26 protein-coding genes are annotated in these 25,965 nt (G+C 40.8%); 14 read left to right on the forward strand and 12 right to left on the reverse strand.

Annotation, left to right across the window (positions count from 1 at the left end; genetic code table 11):
- Positions 1-91: 91 nt before the first annotated feature.
- From HWQ39_RS17630 to HWQ39_RS17650, 5 genes are all read right to left on the reverse strand, one after another.
- Complete coding sequence (locus tag HWQ39_RS17630) at positions 92-916, reverse strand: glycosyltransferase family 2 protein (protein ID WP_292847630.1); 825 nt, start codon at positions 914-916, stop codon at positions 92-94.
- Between the two features lie 45 nt (positions 917-961).
- On the reverse strand, positions 962-2,266 hold the full coding sequence (locus HWQ39_RS17635) for an NAD(P)/FAD-dependent oxidoreductase (RefSeq protein ID WP_292847633.1): 1,305 nt from the start codon (positions 2,264-2,266) through the stop codon (positions 962-964).
- A 91-nt stretch (positions 2,267-2,357) separates the two neighbouring features.
- Positions 2,358-2,714: an EamA family transporter gene (locus HWQ39_RS17640; RefSeq protein ID WP_292847636.1), complete on the reverse strand. Its 357-nt coding sequence runs from the start codon at positions 2,712-2,714 to the stop codon at positions 2,358-2,360.
- 649 nt (positions 2,715-3,363) lie between these two features.
- Positions 3,364-3,765 (reverse strand): hypothetical protein, encoded by a 402-nt coding sequence (locus tag HWQ39_RS17645; protein WP_292847639.1) that lies wholly within the window; start codon positions 3,763-3,765, stop codon positions 3,364-3,366.
- Between the two features lie 1,131 nt (positions 3,766-4,896).
- Complete coding sequence (locus HWQ39_RS17650) at positions 4,897-5,115, reverse strand: hypothetical protein (RefSeq protein WP_179067865.1); 219 nt, start codon at positions 5,113-5,115, stop codon at positions 4,897-4,899.
- Positions 5,116-5,753: 638 nt separating this feature from the next.
- Between HWQ39_RS17650 and HWQ39_RS17655 the strand changes: the two genes are divergently transcribed.
- From HWQ39_RS17655 to HWQ39_RS17670, 4 genes are all read left to right on the forward strand, one after another.
- A complete protein-coding gene (locus HWQ39_RS17655; RefSeq protein WP_292847642.1) occupies positions 5,754-7,913 on the forward strand; it encodes a Tex family protein in 2,160 nt (719 codons plus the stop codon).
- 13 nt (positions 7,914-7,926) lie between these two features.
- Positions 7,927-8,268, forward strand: coding sequence for a 2Fe-2S iron-sulfur cluster-binding protein (locus HWQ39_RS17660; RefSeq protein ID WP_292847645.1), 342 nt, complete (start codon positions 7,927-7,929; stop codon positions 8,266-8,268).
- A gap of 326 nt (positions 8,269-8,594) precedes the next feature.
- Entirely contained in the window at positions 8,595-8,993 is a 399-nt protein-coding gene (locus HWQ39_RS17665; RefSeq protein WP_292847648.1) for a phage holin family protein, read from the forward strand.
- Positions 8,994-9,119: 126 nt separating this feature from the next.
- Positions 9,120-9,311 carry a YqaE/Pmp3 family membrane protein gene (locus HWQ39_RS17670; RefSeq protein WP_292847651.1) on the forward strand — a complete coding sequence of 64 codons (192 nt, stop codon included), beginning with the start codon at positions 9,120-9,122 and terminating at the stop codon, positions 9,309-9,311.
- Positions 9,312-9,494: 183 nt separating this feature from the next.
- Here HWQ39_RS17670 and HWQ39_RS17675 read toward each other — a convergent pair whose 3' ends face one another.
- Positions 9,495-10,295, reverse strand: a complete 801-nt coding sequence (locus tag HWQ39_RS17675) for a histidine kinase (RefSeq protein WP_292847653.1) — start codon at positions 10,293-10,295, stop codon at positions 9,495-9,497.
- A 191-nt stretch (positions 10,296-10,486) separates the two neighbouring features.
- Between HWQ39_RS17675 and HWQ39_RS17680 the strand changes: the two genes are divergently transcribed.
- The 5 genes from HWQ39_RS17680 (at position 10,487) to HWQ39_RS17700 (ending at position 16,611) form a co-directional block, all read left to right on the forward strand.
- Positions 10,487-10,711 carry a hypothetical protein gene (locus HWQ39_RS17680; protein WP_292847656.1) on the forward strand — a complete coding sequence of 75 codons (225 nt, stop codon included), beginning with the start codon at positions 10,487-10,489 and terminating at the stop codon, positions 10,709-10,711.
- Between the two features lie 55 nt (positions 10,712-10,766).
- Complete coding sequence (gene petJ, locus HWQ39_RS17685) at positions 10,767-11,102, forward strand: cytochrome c6 PetJ (protein ID WP_292847659.1); 336 nt, start codon at positions 10,767-10,769, stop codon at positions 11,100-11,102.
- 182 nt (positions 11,103-11,284) lie between these two features.
- Positions 11,285-12,304 (forward strand): aldo/keto reductase, encoded by a 1,020-nt coding sequence (locus HWQ39_RS17690; RefSeq protein WP_292847662.1) that lies wholly within the window; start codon positions 11,285-11,287, stop codon positions 12,302-12,304.
- A gap of 58 nt (positions 12,305-12,362) precedes the next feature.
- Complete coding sequence (locus tag HWQ39_RS17695) at positions 12,363-16,187, forward strand: tetratricopeptide repeat protein (RefSeq protein ID WP_292847665.1); 3,825 nt, start codon at positions 12,363-12,365, stop codon at positions 16,185-16,187.
- 226 nt (positions 16,188-16,413) lie between these two features.
- Complete coding sequence (locus tag HWQ39_RS17700) at positions 16,414-16,611, forward strand: hypothetical protein (protein WP_292847668.1); 198 nt, start codon at positions 16,414-16,416, stop codon at positions 16,609-16,611.
- Positions 16,612-16,789: 178 nt separating this feature from the next.
- On the opposite strand, the gene HWQ39_RS17705 is transcribed toward HWQ39_RS17700, so the two are convergent.
- Together HWQ39_RS17705 and HWQ39_RS17710 are read right to left on the reverse strand one after the other, a co-directional pair.
- Positions 16,790-17,032 carry a hypothetical protein gene (locus HWQ39_RS17705; protein ID WP_292847671.1) on the reverse strand — a complete coding sequence of 81 codons (243 nt, stop codon included), beginning with the start codon at positions 17,030-17,032 and terminating at the stop codon, positions 16,790-16,792.
- A gap of 135 nt (positions 17,033-17,167) precedes the next feature.
- Positions 17,168-17,650: a DUF4385 domain-containing protein gene (locus tag HWQ39_RS17710; RefSeq protein WP_292847674.1), complete on the reverse strand. Its 483-nt coding sequence runs from the start codon at positions 17,648-17,650 to the stop codon at positions 17,168-17,170.
- 77 nt (positions 17,651-17,727) lie between these two features.
- Between HWQ39_RS17710 and HWQ39_RS17715 the strand changes: the two genes are divergently transcribed.
- On the forward strand, positions 17,728-18,195 hold the full coding sequence (locus HWQ39_RS17715) for a VOC family protein (RefSeq protein ID WP_292847677.1): 468 nt from the start codon (positions 17,728-17,730) through the stop codon (positions 18,193-18,195).
- Positions 18,196-18,223: 28 nt separating this feature from the next.
- Positions 18,224-18,520, forward strand: a complete 297-nt coding sequence (locus HWQ39_RS17720) for a hypothetical protein (protein WP_292847680.1) — start codon at positions 18,224-18,226, stop codon at positions 18,518-18,520.
- Positions 18,521-18,755: 235 nt separating this feature from the next.
- On the opposite strand, the gene HWQ39_RS17725 is transcribed toward HWQ39_RS17720, so the two are convergent.
- Both HWQ39_RS17725 and HWQ39_RS17730 read right to left on the reverse strand, forming a co-directional pair.
- Positions 18,756-19,445, reverse strand: coding sequence for a Uma2 family endonuclease (locus HWQ39_RS17725; protein WP_292847683.1), 690 nt, complete (start codon positions 19,443-19,445; stop codon positions 18,756-18,758).
- A 64-nt stretch (positions 19,446-19,509) separates the two neighbouring features.
- Positions 19,510-20,271, reverse strand: a complete 762-nt coding sequence (locus tag HWQ39_RS17730) for a class I SAM-dependent methyltransferase (RefSeq protein WP_292847686.1) — start codon at positions 20,269-20,271, stop codon at positions 19,510-19,512.
- 6 nt (positions 20,272-20,277) lie between these two features.
- Here HWQ39_RS17730 and HWQ39_RS17735 point away from each other — a divergent pair, with 6 nt between their 5' ends.
- From HWQ39_RS17735 to HWQ39_RS17745, 3 genes are all read left to right on the forward strand, one after another.
- Positions 20,278-21,096, forward strand: a complete 819-nt coding sequence (locus HWQ39_RS17735) for a methyltransferase domain-containing protein (protein WP_292847689.1) — start codon at positions 20,278-20,280, stop codon at positions 21,094-21,096.
- A 4-nt stretch (positions 21,097-21,100) separates the two neighbouring features.
- Positions 21,101-21,223 (forward strand): hypothetical protein, encoded by a 123-nt coding sequence (locus HWQ39_RS17740; RefSeq protein ID WP_292847692.1) that lies wholly within the window; start codon positions 21,101-21,103, stop codon positions 21,221-21,223.
- A 125-nt stretch (positions 21,224-21,348) separates the two neighbouring features.
- Positions 21,349-23,613: a cation:proton antiporter gene (locus HWQ39_RS17745; protein ID WP_292847694.1), complete on the forward strand. Its 2,265-nt coding sequence runs from the start codon at positions 21,349-21,351 to the stop codon at positions 23,611-23,613.
- Positions 23,614-23,723: 110 nt separating this feature from the next.
- Here HWQ39_RS17745 and HWQ39_RS17750 read toward each other — a convergent pair whose 3' ends face one another.
- Together HWQ39_RS17750 and HWQ39_RS17755 are read right to left on the reverse strand one after the other, a co-directional pair.
- Complete coding sequence (locus tag HWQ39_RS17750; protein ID WP_292847697.1) at positions 23,724-25,160, reverse strand: TolC family protein; 1,437 nt, start codon at positions 25,158-25,160, stop codon at positions 23,724-23,726.
- Positions 25,161-25,276: 116 nt separating this feature from the next.
- Entirely contained in the window at positions 25,277-25,948 is a 672-nt protein-coding gene (locus HWQ39_RS17755) for an ABC transporter ATP-binding protein (RefSeq protein ID WP_292847700.1), read from the reverse strand.
- Between the last annotated feature and the right edge of the window lie 17 nt (positions 25,949-25,965).

Below are 25,965 nucleotides of genomic sequence, written 5' to 3' on the forward strand. Positions count from 1 at the left end.
GTACAGAAGCTTTTTGACGACTAACTCATCTTAAATATGTAATCTCGTTTACTGCAAACGCTTAATTTAATCTAGACTATCCTGCTCAGATTTATTTGCGATTTGCCATTTTCAGTGGAATTCTTGCTGTTTCTTGCTCATTGAAAGTCTGAGCTAAATTAGAAGTTGGTGCTGTCGATACTAGATTCTTAAATAACAACTTTAGGGTTCGAGTAATAGTTTTAAGAATTTTCATTTTGCTAGCACTAGGCTTTTGATCGTATCTTAAAACCATTGGAATTTCTACAATTTTTGGTTTGAGGACTTTGGCTTTCAGCAGTAAATCTATCATGCAGGCAAATCCACTTTCAGTGAATAGATTGTCTCCATAATACATATCCAGTTTTGTGAGGAAAGTACGGTTATATAGTCTATAGCCACAAGTGTAGTCTCTTACACCTCGTACACGGGCGGCAATTCTAAAAAGCCAGCTGGCTCCATAACTCATAAACTCTCTGAATTTTGATAAGCCTATGACTTTAGAACCTTTTCGATATCTGGATGCGATCGCAATATCATAACTCCCAGCTATCATAGTGTCATACATCTTTATTAACAGTTCTGGTGGCTGAGTGTTGTCGCAATCCATCGCCGCTAAAAAATCGCCTTCTTGAGATATTTCTAAGAAAGTTGTGAAACCTGTTTTAATTGCTTGACCTAAACCAGCATTTTTAGGATGTTGGACTAATTTTAGTAATATACCCAGTGATTGAGATTCTTCTAAAGCGGTTTCAGCAGTTGCATCACTACTACCATCATCAACCAGAATCAGTTTTATCTCCATCTTAGAGATTTCCTGCAATGTCTGAAACTTTTTGAACAAGGGGCGAATTGATTCTTGCTCGTTGTATGCAGGTAAAAGAACAAAAAGACTCATAAATAACTCCTGTGATTTTTAAAATAAAATATCATTACTCAAATTTCAAGAATTCAGTAATGTTGATTTTTTGAGAAACTCATCAACCTGTCGCACAACTGCATTATTGTTGACGCTATCATTGACCAACTGTGAGGTATTGACGACGAAAAAATCATCGTTTTCTGTACTCACTTTTGGAACAAGACTTGAGTAATTTAAAACTTGTAGTGGCTGCACTTTAATAGCTCGATTGATGTGTGCTGCTACAATGTCATCTTCTTTCAGTTCTGGGAACATCAAACGTATTCCCTGGAAAAATACTTGGCGTAATTCTTCATCTGGTTGTTTTAACAAGGCATCAGTGGAAAGTATATATTTTGGTAGGAATGTCATGTGATATCCTGCTGTCTCTTGTAAAGAAACTAAGTTGCTCATACCGATAACTCCGGTAAAGGGAATACTTCTATCGGCTATATTTACTACGTAATAAGGAATTAGAGCCTTGCGAGTAATAAGTACCATACAAATTACACCCAGGTATTCTACTGTTTCACTACTGTCTGAAACTTTCACCAGTTCATTAGCAGTAACCTGTTGCAAAATATTAACTGGGCCAGTAAAAATGACTTTATCAAAATGCTCTTTTTTCCCCTGATATTCTACCCACATTCCACCCCCTGGATGAGGTGCAATATATTCTACCGAAACACCTGTGTGGATATGACCTCCAGCCGCGTAAATTAATTTTTCTATACGATCAAAAACTGTTTTATAACCGCCTGAAACATAACCAAGTTGTTCTTTATTTAATGAAGAATCACGCGCTGAAAATAACCGTTTGATATAAGCCCAGATAAAAACTGCTGATATTCGCTTATAATTCTCTCCTAATTTGGATAAAAGCAAGGGTTTCCAGAGCTTCTCGTATGTGTTTCTTCCACCGAGTTTTAATAACCAATCTTCAACTAAAATCTTCTCTAAGCGCCGCCAGTTATTCAGGCGTGAACCATACAGAAGAGTAAAAGCTAACCTAATTTTACCGATAAGTCCAAAGAGAGGAAAGCGCAGGAATTCTATAGCATTACTAATCGAATAAAACTTTTTATTGTCATAGAACCCTGTTAAACTTCGATGCCAACGCAGTTTATCTCCAAGACCAATATCTCTAATAAAATTTATTAAGTGAGTATCAGAAGGGAGGATAACGTGATAAAAGCGATCCCAGGTAAACAACCCATAATCCTGATAAGTAGTAAGTCCACCAAGCTGCTTGTTGCTATCAAAGACAGTGACTCTATGTCCTTGATGTGAAAGACGTTGAGCTAATACCAACCCAGTTATACCCCCGCCAACAATGCCTATATTCATAAATTTAGATTTTTGTAGAGATACTTTTGAGATTTATCATTAAAGGATTTTATTTTAATATTAATAACTTGGGTTATTACCTATATAGCTATTAGCTGACAACAAGAACTACACCAGTGATGATGATGGAAATTCCTATCCACTGCTTCAATACAACCTGCTCTTTTAAAAGATAGTGAGAAGCAATTGGGATAAGTGCATACATCAATCCTAGAACTGGAAATGCTTGACTCAAAGGAATTGTCCGCAAGACATAAAGCCACAATAGAGTCATAAATGTATAGCAGACAAACCAAATCAAAAAATAACGAGAAAGTAACAAATTTAAGATAGATGCGCTTTCTCCCTTAGTAGGGGTAGAAATGTAAAGTCCGTATTTTAGAGACAGGTTAGCTATTGTTCCAAATAAAACTACAAACATTAGAAGTAGCCAAGTAGTGAAGTTCATTTGTCAATACTTTGTTGGGGAATTTACTATAAGATTGATTATATGGACTTTTTCGGTGGAATAACTACTAAAAGAACACCCATAAAAATAGTGAGGACTCCTACTATTCGAGTCAATGTAATCACCTCGCTAAAAAAGTAGTATGATCCGAAAAGTATACCGACATAATTTAAACTAGTCAGTGGATAAGCAATACTCAATTTTACGGATCGTAGAGCTAATATCCAATTTACTACTCCCAAACAATAAACACTAACAGCTAATGTTAATTTTTGAATAAATTCCCATGTCAATAGCCCCTCATTTGCATGACTCATGGTATATTTCATCAGCAATTGCCCAGCAATACTAAATAAAATACTGACAAACAGGATGATATAAGGAATTATTTTAAAGTTTGAAGTTTGGGACATAGATTTCATCCTACTTTTGCCTCTATTCAGATATTTAGGTATGAACCGGACAGTAAACAGCCTGTTGTTTTGAATGTTTCGGATCTCGGTTACACCTTCTCTGCAATTCGACCTCCACTTCAGTAAATAGACAACAAAGTTAGTCGGGTTGACTCATAATCAAAACAATTCTTGAAGCTCATTTTCTTAGAGTTAGTAACTAAATACTATGCAATGCAATTTCTCAGATGGTTAGTTTATAATTGCAGCGTTCGATATGATTCCCAGTAGAGCGCACTAAATTGGTTTACCGAGTTATACTCCCAGTCAAACCATTTTTTCTGCTTGGCAATTGGCACAATCAATTTCGTTTTTGCCCAACTATGAATTGCAGAAGTTTTTAGTATCAGCCAGCTATCCTTCAACACTACTTTGAGCGCGATCGCAATATCTAGGCTATAAAGGATACAGATGTAATAAAGGTTGAAAGCTTTGCCACAAATCATTTTTGGACAACGTTTAGCAGTACGCTTAGGTGTAGCCTGTAATAGACATCGTTTATCCTGAACTTGGACTGTAACCACATCTGCAACAGGTGCAGCTAAACGAATAAAAATGGATTGCCATAATTTTTGATTAATCCATTCATTAACTTTCATCTGTTGTATCCTGCTGTAGAAATCTTGTTGAAGACACTACTAAGCTTCCCAAACCATCAAGTTATAAATTAAAACTTAGCTGGATTGATAAATATTCTCTATTTGTTCCAGAAAAGTTGATTAATCTACTGATACACCGTAGAAATTATCGAGGCTCACAAACATATCTCTAAATCATGGCTGGGAACTAAACCGAATAATAAAAATTTGTTTGTACTCAAACTAAGTGTGTATACATACTTAGTTTTGGACATGGGAATACAATTATTAACATAAGTCTGTTTAGCTATGTAAATCATTGATAAATCAATTAATTTACTGGAGTACAGTTTACAGCTTACTAAATAATTTTACTGAATGCCCAAATATAGTTTTTGCAAACATTAACGGCTAATGCGGCGCTCAACTCGGAGTTGACATTGATTGCATTAGATTTGAAATGTTTTTAGACTATTTAGTATTAGGTTTGCTTGATTGTTCTTCGTAATTCTAACTAGGGTTTTCTCTCCCAATTTATTGCTACATGTAATCACCTACTAGAATACCACGAGAAAAGCGTGTTGCAAATTTATCGCCATACTTCATCAAAAATTCATTAACCGAAAATATACTTAAACGAAAACTTCATAAAATCGCAACTTTCCTTTATGTGAATTTTTATTTTGAGGATTTGTACATTTATGAAGTACTTTCTAAGTAATAAATTTGTAGAAGTAGGGAGTTAGTATCAGATTTGATAAAAGGCTGAATTGAAGCTTGAACAACAGTACAAGCATTATTTTGTCTTGGTACAAAAATATACTATTATATACTGAAACTTATAGATGGCAACTGGGAGTCTGAATCGGTTTTTATTTATCTACACAAATCCCCAAATTCCGATATCTCAGACATAACTAGGCTGACAGTTAATTAAGGTTCCAAGTCAGCCTAAAGCCCTATTGAGAATTTGAGCATCAAGCTTTATTTGATACCGTATTTTATTGTAAGTATATTTTTTAAAAGTTGGCGTGGTCTTATTGGTAAACAAGTTCATAAATACCTAACCATAACTTTTATAGGCTAAATAAGAAGATAAAAGTTAGTTATGGTTAGGATATTGAGATTATTCAATTTTTTTAGGTTGTTTTTCTATTGTTTGGACTCATTTTTTTGCAAAAGCCTGTTGCTAATTATGAAGACAACGATCAACAATCCAAACTGAATCTGCCAAGGTGCTAATACCAAGCTTAAAATCAAGCTAATAGCTGCAAATACACCTGCAAGATATGCAATTTCATCATTACTCTTTTTAAACAAGTAGCCAGTAGCTAAAGCCGTACATAGTGGTATCAAGAAAAACAAAGGCATTTTACTAACCTCTGGACTAAAAGTTGTTGTGCTTAGAAAACGAAATTGTTTTTGTAATTATGGTTAATTCTACATCCAATCAGGCTTCAGCCACAACGACCGATCGAAATAAATATTATAGAAAATCAAAATTATGTAACGTTATGTATTACACCAATGGGAATAATTCTGGCGACAGATGAAGCATCAAAAAGCTTGCTTTTATATAGTTTATGGTGCGCCAAGCTTGCTTTCAAAGTAGGTTACAAGATGCTAAGTGTAGCTTATTTTTGTGTATAAAATATTTTCCATGACACTCGTTCTAATGCTCTCTAACTCACCATATAGCAATCCTACTCGATTACTGAAGATACTTGTGTAGGCAGGGAACAGGGAAAGAAGGGAATAGATGTGTACTGAGGTTTTTCAAAAATCAAACCGGATTCCGATAGCTGCGCTATGCTATACAAACTCTCCTTCATCTACGCGGATTGAAAAAGTTTAAAACTTGCGTGGGTGGGTTTTGTCTATTTCGCCAATTACACTCTTGTGAGAAATCATCAGGTAAATTGGCTTAAAACTTTGGCCTTGCGCCAGAATCAGAATCTAGCGTATTACCTTTAGAAGTAGCATTTTCATTTTTTCATTTTAGACACCTAATGCTGAATATTCCTCAACTACTGGCAACTGAAATAAACCTCAAATCCCATCAGGTGCAAAACGCGCTGGAACTTTTGGCGGAGGGTGCAACAATTCCCTTTATTGCACGTTACCGTAAAGAGCGCACTGATGAGATGAATGAAGTGCAACTACGTGAACTGTCCGATCGATATACTTACTTAACAGAACTGGAAGAACGAAAATCGGTAATTTTAAGTGCGATCGTTCAACAAGGTAAACTTACGGATGAACTTAAAGCCAAAATCTCATCTTGTTTACAAAAAACCGAACTTGAGGATTTATACTTACCCTATCGACCAAAGCGACGCACTCGCGCCACTATCGCCAGAGAAAAAGGACTCGAACCACTGGCTGAGTTCATCAAATCTTTAAATGTCAAAAATGCTACAACAGCTTCCTTGGAGGAAGCCGCGGCTAAGTATATTTCGGAAACCAAGGGAGTCAAAACAGCAGAAGAAGCACTCAAAGGTGCTGCTGACATTTTAGCGGAAGAAGTCGCCGAAAAAGCTGAGTTACGCGCATATATCCGCGATTATCTTTTAGAAGAAGGGGTATTTGTCTCCCGTATCAAAGATGATCATCCTGAAGGTACGACCAAATTTGAGATGTACCGTAACTATCAAATTAAGGTAAAAAATATTGCACCACACAATATGCTAGCGTTGTGTCGCGGTGAAGCTGAAAAAATATTAAGCTTTGAAATTGCTTTTGATGAAGATACGCTACTTTACTATCTTGAGTCGAAAGAAATTAAAACCAAAGTTCGGACAATTCGGGATTTTTATCAGACGATGCTGAAGGATGCATTTAACCGTTTGATGAAAATCTCTCTTATGGGAGAGGTCATTTCTGAGAAGAAAGTTTACGCAGACATAGAATCAATCAAGACATTTGAAACTAATCTGCGGGAGTTGCTGCTGTCTGCACCAGCAGGGATGAAACCAACACTGGCGATAGACCCTGGATTTAGAACTGGATGTAAAGTTGCAGTCCTCGACCAAACGGGAAAATTTTTGGAATATCAAGCGGTGTTTCCCCACCAAGCGGCTGAACAGCGACTTAAAGCTGCACAAACTGTCAAAAATCTCATTGAAAAGTACAAAATTGAGTTAATTGCTATTGGTAACGGTACAGCGTCGCGCGAGACTGAGGAATTTGTCACGCAAGTTTTAGAAACCATAGAACGCAAACCAGTTAAGGTAATGGTAAATGAGTCTGGCGCATCTATATATTCTGCAAGTACTGTAGCGTTAGAAGAGTTTCCCGATTTAGATATTACTGTGCGCGGTGCTATCAGTATCGGTCGCCGTTTACAAGACCCTTTGGCAGAACTGGTGAAAATTGATCCCAAATCTATTGGTGTGGGACAATATCAGCACGATGTCGATCAGAAGTTGTTGAAAAAGAAATTAGATGACACCGTAGAAAGTTGTGTGAACTACGTCGGCGTAGACTTAAACACCGCCTCCAAAGAACTGCTAACTTCCGTCTCTGGGATTACGGCAACAGTTGCCAATAATATTGTCGCCCATCGCAACCAGAATGGAGCCTTTAAAAATCGCCGACAATTGTTGAAAGTTCCGAAATTGGGGCCAAAAGCCTTTGAACAAGCAGCCGGTTTTCTGCGGATTCGCGGTAGTGATAACCCATTAGATAATACAGCAGTGCATCCAGAGAGTTATTCTGTAGTAGAAGCGATCGCATCTGATCTAAATGTGCCATTAAATCAGGTGACACAAATTGCCGAAAAACTCAAAAAGACTAATTTGAAGAAATACGTTACTGATACCGTCGGCGAACCCACACTGCGCGACATCCTCAGCGAATTAGAAAAACCAGGTAGAGATCCTCGTGCTGAATTTAAGTATGCCACCTTCAGAGAAGGAATTAAGGAAATCAGGGACTTAAAGGTGGGAATGGAATTAGAGGGAATTGTGACGAACGTCGCCAACTTCGGTGCTTTCGTCGATATCGGCGTACATCAAGATGGCTTAGTGCATATATCCCAACTTGCTGATAGATTTGTAGACGATCCCAACAAAATTGTCAAAGTGGGACAAGTTGTTAAAGTGCAGGTGTTAGAAATCAACGAGAAACTCAAGCGGATTAGTTTGTCGATGAAAGCAGTTAAACAATAATTAGAAATAGCAGATGGTAGTTTATCAAGTTCGATTCATCAATCCTACACTTGGATTAGACCGCACCATTCCAGTACCAGACGATCAGTATATTCTGGATATGGCGGAAGATGCTGGTATACGTCTACCATCTGGGTGCAAACAAGGTGAATGCTCTGCGTGTATTGCTAAACTTCTTAGTGGTGAAGTTAACCAAAGCGAGCAAAAATTTCTGCGCCCAAGTGAAATACAGGCTGGTTATGTTGTTACTTGTGTAACTTACCCTTTGTCTGATTGCACTTTAGAAACCCATCAAGAACAAGTCTTATATAAATCAGCCCTTTACTATAAGCCTAAGTCGGGAAAATCTGATTAATTTTTGCGGTGTGACATTAAATTAATCTTAAATTTCTAGGATGCGTTAAATTTGTTTAACGCACCTTTAAAAGCATGGCAATACGTTAGATATCTCCAGAAATTAATATGCGTTATCCATAACTTTGTAGAGACGTAGCACTGCTACATCTCTATTCCTATGTCGAATGTAATATATGGGCGTACATCTACACCTATACATAGTTTTCTCAATGATAGACCTAATGGTAGAAAGAAATTCTATCTTGCAAGAGAGGTGAAAACCTAGCAGATAGTTAAAGATGATATAAGAAGTTGCAAAAAATCTCTAGTTATTAGGTCTAAACGATGTTGACTCCATTTTTAACTGCGCTAGCTACAGCTTTGAGCCTGTTGATTGTTGATTTAGTTGTTCCAGGCGTTAACATTGCTAATTTTCCCGCAGCGTTGATTGCCGCCTTAGTAATTGGTTTAATTAACGGTTCAGTTAAACCAGTCCTATCTGCTCTTTCTCTGCCACTTAATTTTCTATCATTTGGAGCATTTTCGCTCATCGTCAACGGTTTATGTTTCTGGTTAGCAGCAGTATTAGTTCCTGGGTTCGCCGTTCGCGGAATCATTGGTTTCCTTCTTGGCCCAGTAATTTTAACCTTTGCTAACACCTTCATTAACAACTACTTTGTTGAAAGAAATCTTTTAACCAGCAGCGGTAGTGTAAAGAATCAAACTGAGTTACCTTCTAGATAAGTTAGAAGAAGTAGAAACGCTCGTTAGCTCACGTTTCTTTAATTACATAAAATCTCCGAATCTGGATTTCCCAATTCGGCATCTTCAAATGAATGTAACTAAACAAAATCACAAAGTTGTAAAATCATGAAATTAGTTCGTTTTCTTCTAGGCCTGTTAGTTCCTCCTTTAGGCGTTTTCTTGACAGTTGGAGTTGGCCCAACTTTGATTATTAACATTGTACTCACAGTTCTAGGTTGGCTTCCTGGTAGTATTCATGCAATTTGGGTTATAGCCAAGCATGACGAACAAGTTAACCGAGAAGGAAATATTTACTAATACGTAATCAGAATTTCCTTAAGGGGTAATTGTTAAACCATAATTACCCATTTTCTACCCAGATTCCCGATTTCTTGAAGAAGTCGGGAATCTAATATTATTGCAGTTTCTATTATTCAACAAACAAAATAGGGTGGGAAATTTCCCACCCTACTTTTTAATTCAATTAAACATCAAAGCAGTCTATTTATGAATAGTCTCCCGTTCTTTATCAGCAGGTTCCTTATCTTTGAATAAGTCAGCTGCGGTTAAGAGCAACTCTCGCAACGTTTGTTTGATTTGGCGTTCTTTTCTGGCTAGAGATGTACCAGCTTCACCCAGTTTATCTTCTAACTGCGATCGCTTCTGTTCTACCTGTACGACTACAGACTCTGCTTGGGGACGGGCTTTATCATACCAGTGTTTAGCCTCGTCTAGATAATCTTGAACTTCCAGATTACGTCCGCCATAGCGTGCAGCTAAGTTTGCTCGGACAATGGCTAGCTGCGATTGCAGTTGCGCGTAACGTTTCTTTAACAATCCTACTTCTTCACTATCTTTAATGGCATTGACAGCAGAATCAATGGCAGTTTTGGTACTAGCAGATTTTTCCTTACCCGTCTCTTCAATTTCTGCCAAAATTACATCAACCTCTTGCTGGAGTTCTTCTTCTTCACCATCTAGTTGAGCCTGTAGCCGCTTGATATCTGTCTGAGTTTTAACAATGTTTTGGTGTCTTTGGCTATTAATTCCTTCCAACGCTCCTTCAATGGAAGCTGTCACTTCATCTTTGAGTTCGCCACCTTTATCTTGGAAGTTGTCAATTACAGCAGAAACAGCATCTTTGACAATGCTACGAACTTCACTAGAACCTTGTTTAAACTCAGAAGCTACTTGAGAAACTGCAGATTTGACAATTTCTCGAATCCGCTCAGTTCTTAATTGTCCAGTTTCTTTTGCTTGTTGCAAGTCGGCTTGAATTTGTTGTTTGATATTGTTAGGCATTTTCAACTCGGAGAATTTAACTAATTGGGATAAAAGTTTCTAGACATGTTCCTACATCCACATTATGGCGTAGTCTGATAGAGCTAGGCACTTCCTTTAGATAGAAAATTCCAGTCTCCAAGAGGTGACGTGTAGCATGTTGCCTATTTGTGAGATGATGAATATTTAGTGGTAGTAATTAGGAGTGAAATATGTGGCGAGTAAATATTACTTGTTCGGGCGATGCCTGGAAACTCTATGGTGTTGATTTTAAAGTGATTGCAGAGAAATATCAAGGTGAATTGATTGGTTCCAAAAAAATGCCAGATGGGACGCGCATCATGTCTTATAAAATTGAAGATGTTAGTGATGCAGAGTCTTTTCAAGAAGATTGTGCAAATTTTGCAGGATTTACAACTGACTTTGAATCTCTCTAGTATTAGTTCTAAAACTTATGCCTGCAACTAGTATGTCCAAATCTGGAGAAGTTAATTGAAAAAACTACTTAAATTAGTATTAGTAACCTTTTTGTTATTAATCAGTACTTTTACTTTACCTGCTAATGCCGTAGACACAGTTAATGGTGAACAAATCTTTAGTGTTCATTGTGCTGGTTGTCATATCAACGGTAGCAACATAGTTAGGCGGGGAAAAAATCTCAAAAAGCAAGCCCTGAAGAAATATGGTATGGATTCAATAGAGGCAGTTACATCTATAGTTACCAATGGTAAAAATAATATGTCAGCCTACAAAGAGCGTCTCACTGAACAGCAAATTCAAGACGTTGCTGCTTACGTTCTCGAACAAGCTGAAAAAGGCTGGCGTTAGAAAGTTAGGAGTTAGGAGTTCAAAGTTAGGAGTTAAGAGTTAAGATTTAAGAGTTATTGATTATCGCTGTTATAAATGGTTCTTAAGAAGGCATAAAAGCGAAGAATGTTGTAATAAGATGCTTACGAACTCACAAATTGTTCATTCTTCTCACTCCCAACTTCTCACTCCTAAACTTGAAAATGAATTTACCCGCAGCTAGCCGTCTCCAATTCACTCCCGATTTAAACATCTGCCGCATTTTAAATGGTATGTGGCAAGTATCTGGCGCACACGGAAAGATTAATCCCCAAGCTGCCATTGAGACTATGTTTCAATATTTAGATGCAGGCTTTACTACTTGGGATTTAGCAGATCATTATGGCCCCGCAGAAGACTTTATTGGTGAGTTTCGCTGTCAACTAATTGATACTCGTGGAAAAGATGCTTTATCTCAGATACAAGCCTTTACAAAATGGGTACCTCGTGCAGGCAAAATGACGAAAAAACTCGTCGAAGAAAATATTGATATTTCCCTGAGAAGGATGAATGTGCAATCGTTGGATCTGATGCAGTTTCATTGGTGGGAATATCAGGATAAAAATTATCTGGATGCCCTCAAATATATGGCTGAACTTCAGACTGAGGGTAAAATTAAGCATCTAGGTTTAACTAATTTTGACACTGAAAACTTAAAGATTATTACCGAAGCAGGTATCAAAATCGTTTCTAACCAAGTGCAATTTTCGCTGATTGACCGCCGCCCTGAAGTTAATATGGTGGAGTTTTGTCAACAGCATGACATCAAGCTTTTTACTTACGGGACACTATGCGGCGGTTTGTTATCAGAAAACTATTTGGGGAAACCGGAACCGCGAGGATTTGATCTCTCCACTGCTAGTTTGAAAAAATATAAAAATATGATCGATGCTTGGGGTGGTTGGCGCTTATTTCAAGAGTTGCTGGCTATCTTAAAGGAAATTGCTAATAAGCATGGGGTAAGCATTTCTAACGTGGCAGCACGTTACATTTTAGATCGGCCAACTGTGGCAGGTGTGATAGTTGGTGCCAGACTTGGGGTATCTGAACATATAGAAGATAACGCCAAAGTATTTAGTTTTAGTTTAGATGCAGACGATCGCGATCGCATCAGTGCAGTATCTCGCCAATCACGCGATTTGTACCAGCTTATCGGCGATTGCGGCGACGAATATCGGCGATAATTTCAGCAATTGGGTGATAATACGGTGAAGGTTACTGTGCAAACCACTGCTGTCAGCCATGCCCCTAAACTTCACCTTCGCCCTTAGTCAACAGCAAACTTTTGAACTGCGCTGTGATTATGGCTCACGTCGCCTAGATAAAACTGAGTTGGCAGCACTCATTGATTTGTGTGAGCAAAATTATTATGCTCAAGATGAAGATCGCCTACCCGATCTCACCCAGTTGGGACAGCAACTTTATCGATGGCTGGATGGTAAAGAAGGATGGCTGAGAAGGGCGCTGGATGAGGCGGATGAGCAAACAATTCTTCTAGATTTGATTAAAACCAGCGAAGCGCAGGGGTTGAACCCAGAAACAGAACGGGTAGCCTTGGGATTGGCGCATTTGCCTTGGGAGTTGCTGCATGATGGCATTGGGTTTTTACTGCAACGTCAAAATATTTCCGTCTTACCAGTGCGTTCTGTGCAGCAGCGTCAAACCCCATTAATTGACGTGCAAAATCGCCCCTTGCGGTTGCTGTTCATGGCGACTTCTCCTGAAGATCCGATAGTTGCGCCATTAGGGTTTGAGCGGGAAGAAGCGAACATTTTGCAAGCAACTGAAAATCAGCCATTGGCGTTGATTGTTGAGGAAAGTGGCTCGGTTGCAGAGTTAAGCAATTTGGTGCAATCCTACTCAGAAGACTATTTTGATATCTTTCACCTCACCGGACACGGGATAATTTACACCCACAAAGATTACGGCTATTTGATGCCAAAAGGTACAGCATTACGAGACAATACACCTTGCTTCATCACTGAAGATGAAGTGGGGAATATCCAACTGACTACCGTCAAGAATTTAGCTGAAGCCTTTAGCGGCCGCTGGCCGCGGGTAACTTTTCTCTCTGGTTGTCATACAGGACAGGTTTCTAACAAGGGGACAGTACCCTCGATGGCGCAGGCATTGGTGAAAGCGGGGGCGGGTATAGTTTTAGGCTGGGCGCGTCCGGTGTATGACCGCACGGGTATTGTAGCAGCACAGGCACTTTATCTAGCTTTGGCGACGGGGGCAACTGTTGAACAGGCTGTCAAAGCGGCACAGCAGAAGATGATTGAGGAAATATGCCCCGACTGGCATCTGTTGCGGATGTATCGAGATACGCGCCCCATTAAGCAACTGGTGACACCACTGAACACAAAAAATCGGGAAAAGCTGAAGTTCGCAGCGCCAGAGCAAGAATTTCTTGATGAGAATAAGCAAGTTAAAGTTGCCAGTCGGTTTGAATTTGTCGGACGCAGGCGACCTTTACAACGGTGTCTCAAAGCTTTGCGGGAAACCAACAACCAAATAGTCGGTGTGTTTATTGCCGGGATGGGCGGACTAGGCAAGAGTACCCTGGCGGCGCGGTTATGTACGCGGGTGCAGGCGCAGCGTCCTAATTTTGTGCGAGTCGTGTTGATTGGCCCTCTGGATGAGATAGGTTTGCTCAACAAACTTTCTGATAAATATCAGCGATTTGCAGATGTGCCCGCACTTTTGAATGAACCAAAGGTGTCTCTAGAAGGGCGGTTGCAAAACTTTTTTGAAGCAATAGAAAAAATTGACCAACCCTTGCTGTTAGTACTGGATGATTTTGAGCAAAACATCCCTAAACCTAACATTAAAGATGGCTCACTGCGGATGACGACAGATGCTTACAAAATTTTAGGGGCGATTTGTGCAGCATTGGCAGAAACCGGCGCAGAAAGTCGGCTGATTGTCACCTGTCGCTATTTGAAAGCAGATACTTTGCCAGAAGATCATCGCCTGCACTTGGAATCTTTGGCAGGGATGAGTAGCAGTGATATTGATAAAATCTGCTTTTCTTTAGATAAAAAAGTTAAGCAGCAGTTAAGAACTCAGAGGATTATTCACATTGCCGATGGTAATCCCCGCTTGCTGAAGTGGTTGTTAGAGGTGATTCAGCAACCAGGAATAGCGACGGATGAATTACTCAATCGGCTGGAGGCGACTGAGCAAAAATTCCGCGAAGATATCTTGGCGCAAACTCTACTGGCTGCTTTGGAACCGGAAGAACAAAAGTTTCTCGCACGATTGAGTGTGTTTCACTTGCCAGTGACAGAGGAGATTATCAGGGCAATTTCTCCCGCCGGGGACTCGAAGTCCCCGACTAATAGCGAAAGTCCTCTGAAGAGGGCTGAGGATTTAGGGGAGGGAATTTCTAGTCCGCTTGAGCGGACTTCGGCTATGAGCCAGGAAATTGATTTCCTGGCGGTTGTGGGCAAGCTTGTCAGCCTGAGTCTAGTTGAGTCTGCCACGACTCACGCCAACCAATCAGCTAATTATCGGGTGACGACAATTTTAGAATCGTTGCTAGAAACAGTGTTGAGTGAGGAAGAATGGCAAGCAGCGCGACAGCAAGCGGTAAGGGAAGTCTATAAAATTTGGTGGGAGCAGACTGACCAAAAAACGGAAGCAGAAGGACTGGAAATTGTACGTTTGGGACTACTCGCAAAAGAGCAAGGAATTGCTGTCACCATTGGGTATAAGATTGCAAACCGTTGGGTGAACAATTCCCGCTTTGTGGAAGCTTTAGAGCTATGTAAGCAAATCCTACAAGTTTATCAAGACTACCTCATCTTGAGAGAACTCGCTTCTGCCGAACGTGTTTTGGGTTTTGTGCAAGAGGCTGTTGCTCATTATCAGCAAGCTTTAGACCTTTGCCCTGAAGAGAAATTGCAAGAAAAAGCCGCTACCCTCGACAAAATGGCAGGGGTAATCGCCGACCAAGGGGACATAGCAAGAGCGATCGCACTCTACGAGCAATCCTTAGAAATAATTGAACAGATTGGTGATGTCAAAGGTAAAGCCACTGTCTTGAGCGACATAGCAGGGGTAATCGCTGACCAAGGGAACATAGCAAGAGCGATCGCACTCTACGAGCAATCCTTAGAAATAAAAGAGCAGATTGGTGATGTCAAAGGTAAAGCTGCTACCTTCAACAACATGGCACAGGTAATCGCCCAACAAGGGGACATAGCAAGAGCAATCGCACTCTACGAGCAATCCTTGGAAATATTTGAGCAGATTGGCGATGTTAAAGGCAAAGCCACTATCCTGGGTAATATGGCACAGGTAATCGCCCAACAAGGGGACATAGCAAGGGCGATCGCACTCTACGAACAAGACTTGGAAATATCTGAGCAAGTTGGTGATGTCAAAGGCAGAGCCGCTACCCTCAACAACATGGCACAGGTAATTGCCCAACAAGGAAACATAGCAAGAGCGATCACACTCTACGAGCAATCCTTGGAAATATCTGAGCAGATTGGCGATGTCAAAAACAAAGCCACTACTCTGGCAAACATGGCTTATTGGGTGGGTGAAACTGGAGATAAAGCTAGGCAATTAAAACTAAATCTGAAAGCTGCTTTGGCACTAGGACGGGTTCATGCCTATGTTGTTTTAGTGAGAGTTCTGAATAACTTAGGTGTAACAGATGAAAGCAACGGTTTGGTTTATTTAGCTCAAGCAATCTGGTTGACGCTCAGGATTCAAGCCCCCTTAGCAGATACCATTCTGTTAATCCATGCTTTATATAATAGAGTTCCTCAAGGCGATGAACTAGAAGCTTTGCTAGGGACAACCGCAATGTTATGCTGCAACCGCCGAGGTCAAGTTCATTCTCAGTTAGCCGAACTCCAAGAGCGTAGTTTTGAGATTATATCAGAAGCGGCGAGTACCCAAGGAATCGATACACAGGAAGCGTTTGATGCTTGGTTTGCCCAACAGCGGCTCAATGATCCAGAATATTTCTTCCCTCGACTCAATCAACGCCTAGAGGAAATAGTCGGCGATGGGTGGTTGTTTGACCGCAGTCAAGTTTCAATGAGTGGATAAGGGGAGATGCGATCAACCCTGTTTTTGTTGCGTTGCTGAATCTTTAATCTCCAAAGCGCGATGTTTCTTTTGCGAGACGCTACCCGTAGCTTGCTTTTCCGTAAGAGTACGATGGGTTGTTGGGTGAGGCATTTCTTACCTACCACTATCTGAAATTAAGTCTCAAGATAGTGTGTACCTCACCACAAAAAACTTAAGCTTGGCTTATAAGTTTGGGGAAATAGTGATGAATAAAGAAACAGTTCCTAATCAAGCTGAAAAGTCGAATCCAGAAGGTGAGGCATTACAATTAAGTCCAGAGGTACTGGACAAAATCAAACACCCTCGGAGAATCGACGATGTTATCCGGGAGCAATCACCAGAAGAACGTAAAAGTAACCCAGCTTTAGTACCAGAAATGATTGACGATGCAACTGATGATTGATTGGGTTTGCGAAAGAATAATGCAAAAGTTCATGCAGTAATTTGTTGCTATCCAGAACCCCAACTTCTTGAAGAAGTCGGGGTTCTAAATGATTTTTGTCGGCTTGGTGAAGGAGAAATGCGATCGCGTTACTCTTAAATTAATTGGCAATAACACCACGTTCACGGAGTTCAAAGACTCATAGACGAAGTTCAGAACTCCATTCATCCACATCAGAACTCCATTCATCCACATCAGAACTCCGTTCATCCACCTCAGAACTCCGTTCATCCACCTCAGAACTCCGTTCATCCACATCAGAACTCCGTTCATCCACATCAGAACTCCGTTCATCCACCTCAGAACTCCGTTCATCCACCTCAGAACTCCGTTCATCCACATCAGAACTCCGTTCATCCACATCAGAACTCCGTTCATCCATCTCAGATACTCGCTCTAGCGAATGAACTTTGCGGCGATACAGACAAAACCCACCAACCTGAGTTTCAAATTTTTGAGTCCGCGCAGGCGGACTTGGTTTGTGTAGACGCGATTTCTAACCGCCAGGTATATTTATTTACAAAGGTGAGATATTGTCATACATCTGCTTATGTTTGGCTAAAAGCTCTTGATATTTCTCATTTGTCTTTGCTTCTAACCACTTAGCTTTAAATATTGCTGCTGATTCCGCTTTCACGGGGTCTACTTCATAAGGAAGAATTTCTTTTTTGGCATCTGAAGTTTCCGAATTTTGTTTATACTTCCTGCCACTTTTATGATTAGCATAACGGCGAGAGCGAGTATAACCCATTTGGATAAACTTCCGTGCCATATCAGCACCAACAAAATCATCTTTATCTAAATAATCAAGAAACATCTCATAAATTTTTTCACTCGACTCTCTAGCAATCTCAGGAGTTTTGAACCGCCAGTAAGGAAGAATTTCTGATTTGTATGGTTCAACCAAAAGTACACCCTGCTCACCCTTGCCAACACGATAGAGTTCAGGATGTAGGCGAAAATCAATAACTTTAAAGTCTAAAGAATAATCAAAAGCCATGATAGGTTTTTATTATAAATAGTAAGCTTTAAGAAAATAGTTCAACTTCTATCCTAGTAAAGAGATTTTGTTCTACTATGCTATCCAGCATCCAATCCCTAAACAATGTCCTTGCGCCAGGAAATCTGCGTAAAGTACATCATATTGCTCTCAACGTCCAGGATATGCAGGCTTCCCGCTACTTTTATGGTACAATTCTCGGTTTGCACGAACTCACAGGCGACGAAGTACCTGCAACTCTTGTAGAACTCGTCACATCTGGGAAAGTAGCCAACTTCATCACTCCAGATGGTACAATCCTCGATTTATTTGGGGAACCCGATTTAACACCACCAAACCCAGACCCAGAAAAGACCTTCACCAGAGCCTACCATCTGGCTTTTGACATCGATCCGCAGTTATTTGATCGCGCGGTGACAGTAATCAGAGAAAATAAAATAGCGATCGCACACGGCCCAGTCACTCGTCCCACTGGTAGAGGAGTGTATTTTTACGATCCAGATGGCTTTATGATTGAAATTCGTTGCGACCCAGAAGCTAGTTAAATTAGGGGTAATCACAAAAGTATCTACTATGACCGCAAACCTCACGCAAATATTTCAAGTAATTGAAGACGCGATCGTAAAACCGCCAATTCCACACGATCCATACAAGCAATCATTGAAAGCTTGGGCGATGTATTGTTTGCGAGACAAAGGTTTTATAATTGTTTATGCTCAAAATGCCGACTTTGCTATTGAAAGAAAACGTGCAGAAAAGCTCTATTTTAAAGTTTCAAATAGCCCCGATGATTTAGATAATTCTCTTAGCTGGATTGTTTGGGATAGTGCAACCAAAAGCGCTAGTCTCATTCCCCAAAAAATAGACTAATGTCAAAATAATCATCAAATATTTCCCTAACTTCTGTTAGCGCAGCAGGGCGTAGCCCATTCTAAGAGGATGTTTTAAAAGTGGGTGGCTGTAATTTTAGGCACTTTTAGATTCCCCCAACCCCCCTTAAAAAGGGGGGCAAAGTCTCTAAAAGTCCCCCTTTTTAAGGGGGATTTAGGGGGATCTAAAACGTTTTGCTACCGAGCAGATGACTTTTAAAACATCCTCTAACTAACTATCTTCCTTGCTCAGATAACTGCTGCACAAATATTTGATGTTCTGGCGAATTTAATCCTAACTGCAACGTAGCCAATACTTGCGGCATATTGCCAGCAAGTAAATCAGACATTGACAACCACAAACCAGGAAATACTTGACTTTTGATAATTCCATCTGCGTCCACTTCTAAGGATACATATTCTCCTTGTTGCAGGCGAAACCAATCTAATTTATTTTCAAATATTTGCCAAACAATATATTCTTTTACCCCATTACGACCATAAACTTTTTTCTTGTCATGTAAATCAATAGCAACACTGCTAGCTGCTATCTCTATTACAAGTTCTGGCGCACCTTCGATGTAATCATCATCACTCAAACGAGATTGTCCTTGAGATGCTGGTGTAATTAATAGCACCCCATCTGGTTGCGGTTCATTGTCTCGATCTAAGCGGACTGTTGGCTCAATTCCCAATCTCACACCAGGAGTGGCAATTTGGTAAGTCCACAACCAACCTATTACATGACCGTGTGGTTCAGCATGACTTTCAAAGCGTAATGGGGATGCCAAGTATACAACTCCTTCAATTAATTCTGCCTTTTGATGACGGGGCATTGCTTGATAGCGTCGTTCAAATTCGTAGCGAGTGAGGCGATCGCCATTTTCTAAAGGAGGAATTCGTTGCTTGAGTGATAGGTTAACCATGATTTTCTGCTCTGGCAAGGAGTCTTACTTTATTATATTTTTCTACAGATACACCGCCCAAGCTTTATTTTGTCAATAAATCGCTAGAATCAGGTTTCTCAAACACCATTAAATGCTGTTGAGGTAACAAGTTTTTAGTTTCCCGCCAAACCAAACCAACAGCTTGCATTTCTTTACGGACTTGCTTTTGAGTCATCTTATGCAGACCTTTAATCATAATAAAGGGATTTTCACCCCGATACTCAACCAAAACTACTCGACCACCTGGTTTAAGTGCTTTCACAATTCCTTGCATCACTTCTAGGGGATACTCAAGTTCATGGTAAGCATCCACCATCAATGCCAAATCGATACTTTCAGATGGTAAGTTTGGGTCGCGAAGGGTTGCTAAAACAGGCTCAACATTGGAGATATTTTTCTCTTTTTTGAACAAATCAATGATTTCTAACATTTCTGGCTGAACATCTACAGCCAATACCTTACCTGTTGTTAATAACGGCGCGATGCGAAAGCTTAAGTAACCTGTTCCAGCGCCAATATCTGCCACTACATCATTAGATTTCAGATTGAGGGCGTTAACTACTTTACTTGGCTGTTCCTCTCCCTCTCGGCTGGGACGTTCTAGCCAGCCAGCGCCGGTGTATCCCATCACTTTGGCGATTTCGCGCCCCATGTAATATTTGCCGATACCATCTGGACTGTGGATTATCCGTTGTTCGTAAACAGTGGTGGATGAAGTCGCGGCTTGTGCTGTCAAAGTTGGATTCAGCAGCCAGCAACTCAATATCACAATAAGAGTTACTATAAAGTGGAGAAAATTTAACATTTGGTTATGACTGATCTAGATAATTATAAGCAGCAACTAAAAGAATTCTATGGTAGTAGAACAACTTATGACCATGAGGAAGGTACTCGCCATCCTCTAGAAGCCAAAATTTTACTTGAATTTGTTCCACTACATTCGGGACAAAAAATTCTTGATGTGGCAACTGGAACAGGTTTACTTGCGATACCCGCATCTGAAAAAGTTGGTTCAGAGGGCTACGTAATTGGAATTGACATGACCCCTGGAATGTTGCAGCAAGCAAGACAAAAGATTGCCGCAGCGAAATTACAAAATATTGAATTGATTGAAGCGGATGCAGAATATTTAAACTTTAGTGATAGTAGTTTTGATGCTGTCTTTTGCTGTGAAGCCATTGTACTTTTTCCTGATATCCTTGCTACTTTGCAAAAGTGGTACGGCTACTTGAAAACAGGAGGGTATGTAGCATTTACCTGTCCTCCCGAAACTGCTTTAATAGCATCTCTTCAACAGAGGATTTGCGCTAGAGTTTTGGGCGTGTCATTACCACACATCCTTGAACCACTTGGAACTCCAGAAAAATGTCGAAATTTACTCAATCAGGCAGGTTTTAGAGATATCGAAATTAAGATTGAGCCATCAGGACGTTATCGCCAGCTTAGGGATAGCAGATTATCTGAGACAGTAATTAAGATAAATTTTAAAGGTAATCCTTTGTTGTCAACATTATCACCAGAGCAATTAAATCAGTTGCAAGTTGAATATCAAGCAGAAATTGAGAAACTAGCAACCGATCGAGGTATTTGGATAGACACTACAAAGCTTTTTGTTCGCGCCAGAAAATAAGTTGATGACCAAAAATTTACTTTTGATAACTTCGGGCGATCGCACAGATCATCTTGCCGTTAATACATACCCATCTCCAGAAATTAATTATGGGTTGCCCGAAATTATTCGTAAGCACAATTCATAGATTATACCTACATCATTTTTACTAGATATCTAAAGGCAATGACAGTTTAATCTCATAGGCCGATGTAAAAGTAAACATTTTCAGGATTTACTTAAACAACCCCTTTAAATCAACCTTTGGACATTATGCAAAACCTGTCCCTGATATTAGTGCCTGTACTCGCTGCACAGAAAGTAGTAGGTGACGGTGTGATTAAACCTCTCGGTCATCATGAGTTGCTGTTAGTGCTAGTACAACTGTCACTGTTGCTTCTGGTAGCGCGGGGATTAGGTGAGTTGATGCGCCGGATTAACCTACCGCCTGTTGTTGGAGAATTACTCGCAGGTGTGTTGCTTGGGCCTTCTCTATTTGGTTTGCTCCTTCCAGATTTACAAGCACAAATCTTTCCCAAAAGTCAAGAACAATCTAATTTACTTTCGGTGATTTCTTGGTTAGGTGTGTTATTTTTGCTGATTGTAACTGGGTTGGAAACGGATCTCAAGCTGATTCTTCGTAAAGGTAAAACGGCTCTACTCATCTCGCTGGGCGGAATTATTATCCCCTTTATCACCGGATTTGGACTGGGGTGGCTATTACCAGATAGTTTTTTAGCCGACCCAGAAAAGCGATTGGTATTTAGTCTATTTATCGCCACAGCAATGAGTATTTCAGCAGTACCAGTGATTGCAAAGGTGCTGATGGACTTAAACCTGATTCGTCGTGACATTGGTCAAATTACCTTAGCTGCGGGGATGACTGACGACACCATCGGCTGGATTTTACTTTCTGTGGTTTCAGGTCTAGCTAGTAGCGGCAAATTTGACTTTGGGACAATTTTTCATTCTGTGAGCGCGGCTATATTGTTTCTAGCGATCGCCTTTACAATCGGGCGTACTATTGTAGATCAGATTTTACGCTGGGTTGATGACTACGTTGGTGGCATCGCCGCTAGTATCTCGGTTGTGTTGATTCTTTCGCTCTCAGCCGCAGCACTTACCCATGCATTAGGTTTAGAAGCAGCATTAGGTGCTTTCGTACTAGGGATTCTCGCAGGTCAATCTCGCCGCTTTAGCAATGAAGCCGGACACATGCTAGAAGTCTTCACAGCAGCCTTTTTAGCGCCAATTTTCTTTGCCTCAGCTGGCTTAAAAGTTAACTTGCTAACCTTGTTAGTCCCCCAAACATTGATATTTGGCTTGATTGTTCTCGCTGTCGCCTGTGTTGGCAAATTTACAGGTGCTTACATCGGTTCTCGTGTCGGTGGCTTGAGTCATTGGGAAGGTTTGGCGATGGGTTCCGGGATGAATGCTCGCGGGGCGATGGAAATTGTCGTTGCTACCATTGGTTTATCTTTGGGAGTGCTGAATCCCCAAATGTACTCGATTATTGTTATGGTAGCGATCGTCACTTCCCTAATGGCTCCGCCCCTTTTGCGTTGGTCTTTGTCAAAAGTAGTTATGGGTGAAGAGGAAGCTCGACGTTTAGAACAAGAAGAACAAGATAGCCGCAGCTTTATCAAACAGATTCAGCGTGTCTTAATACCTACTAGTGGTGGCCCCAACATCCAACTGGCGGCGCAATTAGTCGGTTACATGGCTCACCAAAACTCGATAGAAGTTACCTCTCTATATGCCCTGAGTGATAAGCAACCTCAAAGCAGAGCGCGCCGGACGGAGGCAACCCAGGTTAAAGATACCGCCGCAGACCTTGCTCTAGCTGCTGTTACTGAGGAAATGCAGCTCCCAGCGGATACCACCCTGCAAACAAAAACGGAGTCTGGGCGTAATAAAGCGGAGGTAATTCTGAATGAAGCAAACAAAAATTATGACTTAATTGTATTGGGAGCTTCTGAACAGATAAGCCCCCAGAAAGCATTATTTAATTTGCTTGTTGACCGGGTTGTACAAGAAGCGCCTTGTGCAACGATGGTGGTGAAGTCGCACTTACCCCAACCTAAAGGCGAGATATGCAAAATCCCTCAACAACAACTGAAAAAAATTCTGGTGCCAACGGTGGGGACAGAATATAGCAAAAATGCCGTAGAGATGGCAAGCACGATCGCAGCTCAAACTGGGGCATTAGTGATGATTGTTAACGTGATTAATTTACCACAGGTTGAGTATATTCTTTATGAACAGCGATCGCTAGCTCCAGTCAAGGAAATTGCTCACGATATGCTCGAACAGCAAGCAGCAATTAGCCGTAATCTGGGTGCTGATGTTAAAACTTACATTCTTCAAGGAACCAGCCCAGAAAAGGAAATTCTCAAGTTTGCCCAAACCCAGGAAGTTGACCTAATTATTCTCGGAAGTAACATCCGCATGGTTACAGGTCGCGTTTTCTTCGGTCATAGAGTCGATGCAATTTTAAGTAAAGCCCATTGCCCAGTAGCAGTTATTACAGTGCCATAAAAGTGCTGAGTGCTGAGTAAAAAAGAATGTAGAGACGTAGCACTGCTACGTCTCTACAAAGGTTTTGGATAAAGCATATTTACTTTCACCAGATGTATAGTGATTTGAACTTAACGCGAAGCTCTGGAAGTGACTGATTTTTGCAAATTAGCTAAAGCGCGATTGTAATCCAAAATAGCTGTGACTCGATTACCTTCTGCTCTTGTCAGGTCATTTTCAGCAGAGATTACCTCTGTTTGAGTGCCTACACCAGCTTGAAACCTCAGTCTTGCTAAATTCAGAGCTTCTCTAGCTTGATTTAAAGCCACACTAGAAGTTTGCACATTATCTAAACTGGATTGCAATTGAGAGTAGTACTGTTCTACATCAAAGCGAATTTGGTCGCGCTGGGTAGCAAATTGAGTCTCTGCGATCGCAATATTAGCTCTCGATTGAGCCGCACGCGCTCTTGCTGCACCCCCATCAAACAAAGTTAGATTTCCTTGAATTGCTGCGGAATACCCATCAGTAATGCTGACGCCATCGTTATACCGATCTAGCACGTTGTAGCTGCCGGCCAAACTAATCTGTGGCCCTAGCTGTGAAAGTGCCTGTCTTCGCTGTTGCTCGTAAATATTACGTTGTGCTAAAAACTGTTGTAATTCTGGACGATTTTGAAAGGCTTGGACAATACTTTGTTCTACTGTCTCCGACCAAAGACCCGATAATTCTACGGGATCGGCGGCAGTGATATCAACTGACTGCGACAAACTTAACAAAGTGGCAAGCTGACGACGGGCAATTCGCTGCTGTGAGATAGCATTAGTCAGAACTTGTTGGGCATTTGCTAAATTCACCTGAGCTTGCAGCACATCAAATTGCGTACCTACTCCAGCACTTAGTCGAGCTTGAGTATCCCGCAAACTAGCCTGGGCATTTTGCACAGCAGACCGATTAATTCTTACTTCTTCATCGGCTTGTTGCAAATCGTAGTATTGAGTGGTGGCATTCAAGCTAATTGTGAGAAACTGACTTTCAACATTCAGTTCATCCACACGTAGTTGTTCTTCAGCTGCTCGGATACTTGCCTCTCGATTCCCGGAACTATAAGCATTATAGTTCAGTTGTGCTGAACCATTGAAAGAGGTGCTGGGTTGAGATGAATTGCTAACAAAGCCATTACCACTGTTGGTTAGACTACTATTGATTCCCAGAGTAGGAAATAAGGCAGCTTGAGACTCGCGTAGAGATGAACGACTGCGTTCTAGCTGTAATATGGCTACCTGTAAGTCTCGATTGTTGCGTCGTGCTAGTTCCAAAGCTTGTGCCAAAGTGATTGGCACAGTTCCCTGAATCTTTACTTCCTCCGGTTTGGTAGGAAATTGGAGAGGATTGGGATTAGGGTTGAGGTAATCAGGAACCTGTACAGAACTTGAGGGATTCTGCGGTTTTGGGGGAGTTGTGGCACTCGCTGGATTTAGAAAAAGAATAGCGATACTTGACGGCAAGGCTACAGCTAACGCGACACTAATCCAGGTAGAATGCACGAAAAACAAGCTGAAATTCATAATCTAGATGTAGTCATTAATTGGGTTTCTTTGAGGATAAAATCAAAGTTTTCATTCTGATTAATCTACATAATTTTGAATTGTAAATCTCCCCTCAGATGGTTGATATTAACAAATTAGCCGACAATCAAACCATCCTGAACTCGGATAATCCTTCTGGTTTGAGCAGCAATATCTGGCTCATGAGTGACAATCACAATGGTGATTCCCTGGTCATTAAGTTCAGTCAACAAGCTCATTACCTCATGGGAAGTTTCAGTATCTAAAGCTCCTGTTGGCTCATCTGCCAAAACTAATGCAGGTCGGTTGACCAAAGCACGAGCGATCGCTACCCGTTGTTGTTGTCCGCCAGATAATTGACTAGGACGGTTACTTATGCGTTCCCCTAATCCTACCTTTTCTAAGGCTTCTAATGCCCTTTCTCGGCGTTTTGCCTTGTGTAAGTTAGCGTAAACCATTGGTAACATCACGTTTTCTAATGCTGTCGCCCGCGCCAAGAGGTTAAATTGTTGGAACACAAAACCAATCCTTTGATTACGGATATAGGCTAATTCATCATCATCAAAAGTCGTCAGGTTTCTGCCTTCAAAAATATAGTCTCCAGTTGTGGGACGATCTAGACATCCCAAAATATTCATGAGCGTGGACTTACCGGAACCTGACGCACCCATAATCGAGACGTATTCCCCTTCCTCAATAGAGAGTTGAATTCCCTTGAGTATTGGAACACTAACTTCTCCCAAGTGATAGGTTTTAGTAATAGATTCCATCCAAATCATTGTTGGCATAAGATGAGTGCTGAGTA

The sequence above is a fragment of the Nostoc sp. NMS8 genome, assembly GCF_017115045.1.
Taxonomy (GTDB): domain Bacteria; phylum Cyanobacteriota; class Cyanobacteriia; order Cyanobacteriales; family Nostocaceae; genus Nostoc.

Coding starts and splice junctions, on each gene's coding strand:
- HWQ39_RS17665 (WP_292847648.1), top strand. CDS start 8,595: ATGTTGACTCCATTTTTAACTGCGCTAGCTACAGCTTTGAGCCTGTTG.
- HWQ39_RS17750 (WP_292847697.1), bottom strand. CDS start 25,160: ATGAATTTCAGCTTGTTTTTCGTGCATTCTACCTGGATTAGTGTCGCG.
- HWQ39_RS17755 (WP_292847700.1), bottom strand. CDS start 25,948: ATGCCAACAATGATTTGGATGGAATCTATTACTAAAACCTATCACTTG.
- HWQ39_RS17640 (WP_292847636.1), bottom strand. CDS start 2,714: ATGAACTTCACTACTTGGCTACTTCTAATGTTTGTAGTTTTATTTGGA.
- HWQ39_RS17695 (WP_292847665.1), top strand. CDS start 12,363: ATGCCCCTAAACTTCACCTTCGCCCTTAGTCAACAGCAAACTTTTGAA.
- HWQ39_RS17690 (WP_292847662.1), top strand. CDS start 11,285: ATGAATTTACCCGCAGCTAGCCGTCTCCAATTCACTCCCGATTTAAAC.
- HWQ39_RS17670 (WP_292847651.1), top strand. CDS start 9,120: ATGAAATTAGTTCGTTTTCTTCTAGGCCTGTTAGTTCCTCCTTTAGGC.
- HWQ39_RS17730 (WP_292847686.1), bottom strand. CDS start 20,271: ATGTTAAATTTTCTCCACTTTATAGTAACTCTTATTGTGATATTGAGT.
- HWQ39_RS17745 (WP_292847694.1), top strand. CDS start 21,349: ATGCAAAACCTGTCCCTGATATTAGTGCCTGTACTCGCTGCACAGAAA.
- HWQ39_RS17735 (WP_292847689.1), top strand. CDS start 20,278: ATGACTGATCTAGATAATTATAAGCAGCAACTAAAAGAATTCTATGGT.
- HWQ39_RS17650 (WP_179067865.1), bottom strand. CDS start 5,115: ATGCCTTTGTTTTTCTTGATACCACTATGTACGGCTTTAGCTACTGGC.
- HWQ39_RS17635 (WP_292847633.1), bottom strand. CDS start 2,266: ATGAATATAGGCATTGTTGGCGGGGGTATAACTGGGTTGGTATTAGCT.
- HWQ39_RS17660 (WP_292847645.1), top strand. CDS start 7,927: ATGGTAGTTTATCAAGTTCGATTCATCAATCCTACACTTGGATTAGAC.
- HWQ39_RS17675 (WP_292847653.1), bottom strand. CDS start 10,295: ATGCCTAACAATATCAAACAACAAATTCAAGCCGACTTGCAACAAGCA.
- HWQ39_RS17705 (WP_292847671.1), bottom strand. CDS start 17,032: ATGGATGAACGGAGTTCTGATGTGGATGAACGGAGTTCTGATGTGGAT.
- HWQ39_RS17655 (WP_292847642.1), top strand. CDS start 5,754: ATGCTGAATATTCCTCAACTACTGGCAACTGAAATAAACCTCAAATCC.
- HWQ39_RS17630 (WP_292847630.1), bottom strand. CDS start 916: ATGAGTCTTTTTGTTCTTTTACCTGCATACAACGAGCAAGAATCAATT.
- HWQ39_RS17645 (WP_292847639.1), bottom strand. CDS start 3,765: ATGAAAGTTAATGAATGGATTAATCAAAAATTATGGCAATCCATTTTT.
- HWQ39_RS17720 (WP_292847680.1), top strand. CDS start 18,224: ATGACCGCAAACCTCACGCAAATATTTCAAGTAATTGAAGACGCGATC.
- HWQ39_RS17700 (WP_292847668.1), top strand. CDS start 16,414: ATGAATAAAGAAACAGTTCCTAATCAAGCTGAAAAGTCGAATCCAGAA.
- HWQ39_RS17680 (WP_292847656.1), top strand. CDS start 10,487: ATGTGGCGAGTAAATATTACTTGTTCGGGCGATGCCTGGAAACTCTAT.
- HWQ39_RS17740 (WP_292847692.1), top strand. CDS start 21,101: ATGACCAAAAATTTACTTTTGATAACTTCGGGCGATCGCACAGATCAT.
- HWQ39_RS17710 (WP_292847674.1), bottom strand. CDS start 17,650: ATGGCTTTTGATTATTCTTTAGACTTTAAAGTTATTGATTTTCGCCTA.
- HWQ39_RS17715 (WP_292847677.1), top strand. CDS start 17,728: ATGCTATCCAGCATCCAATCCCTAAACAATGTCCTTGCGCCAGGAAAT.
- HWQ39_RS17725 (WP_292847683.1), bottom strand. CDS start 19,445: ATGGTTAACCTATCACTCAAGCAACGAATTCCTCCTTTAGAAAATGGC.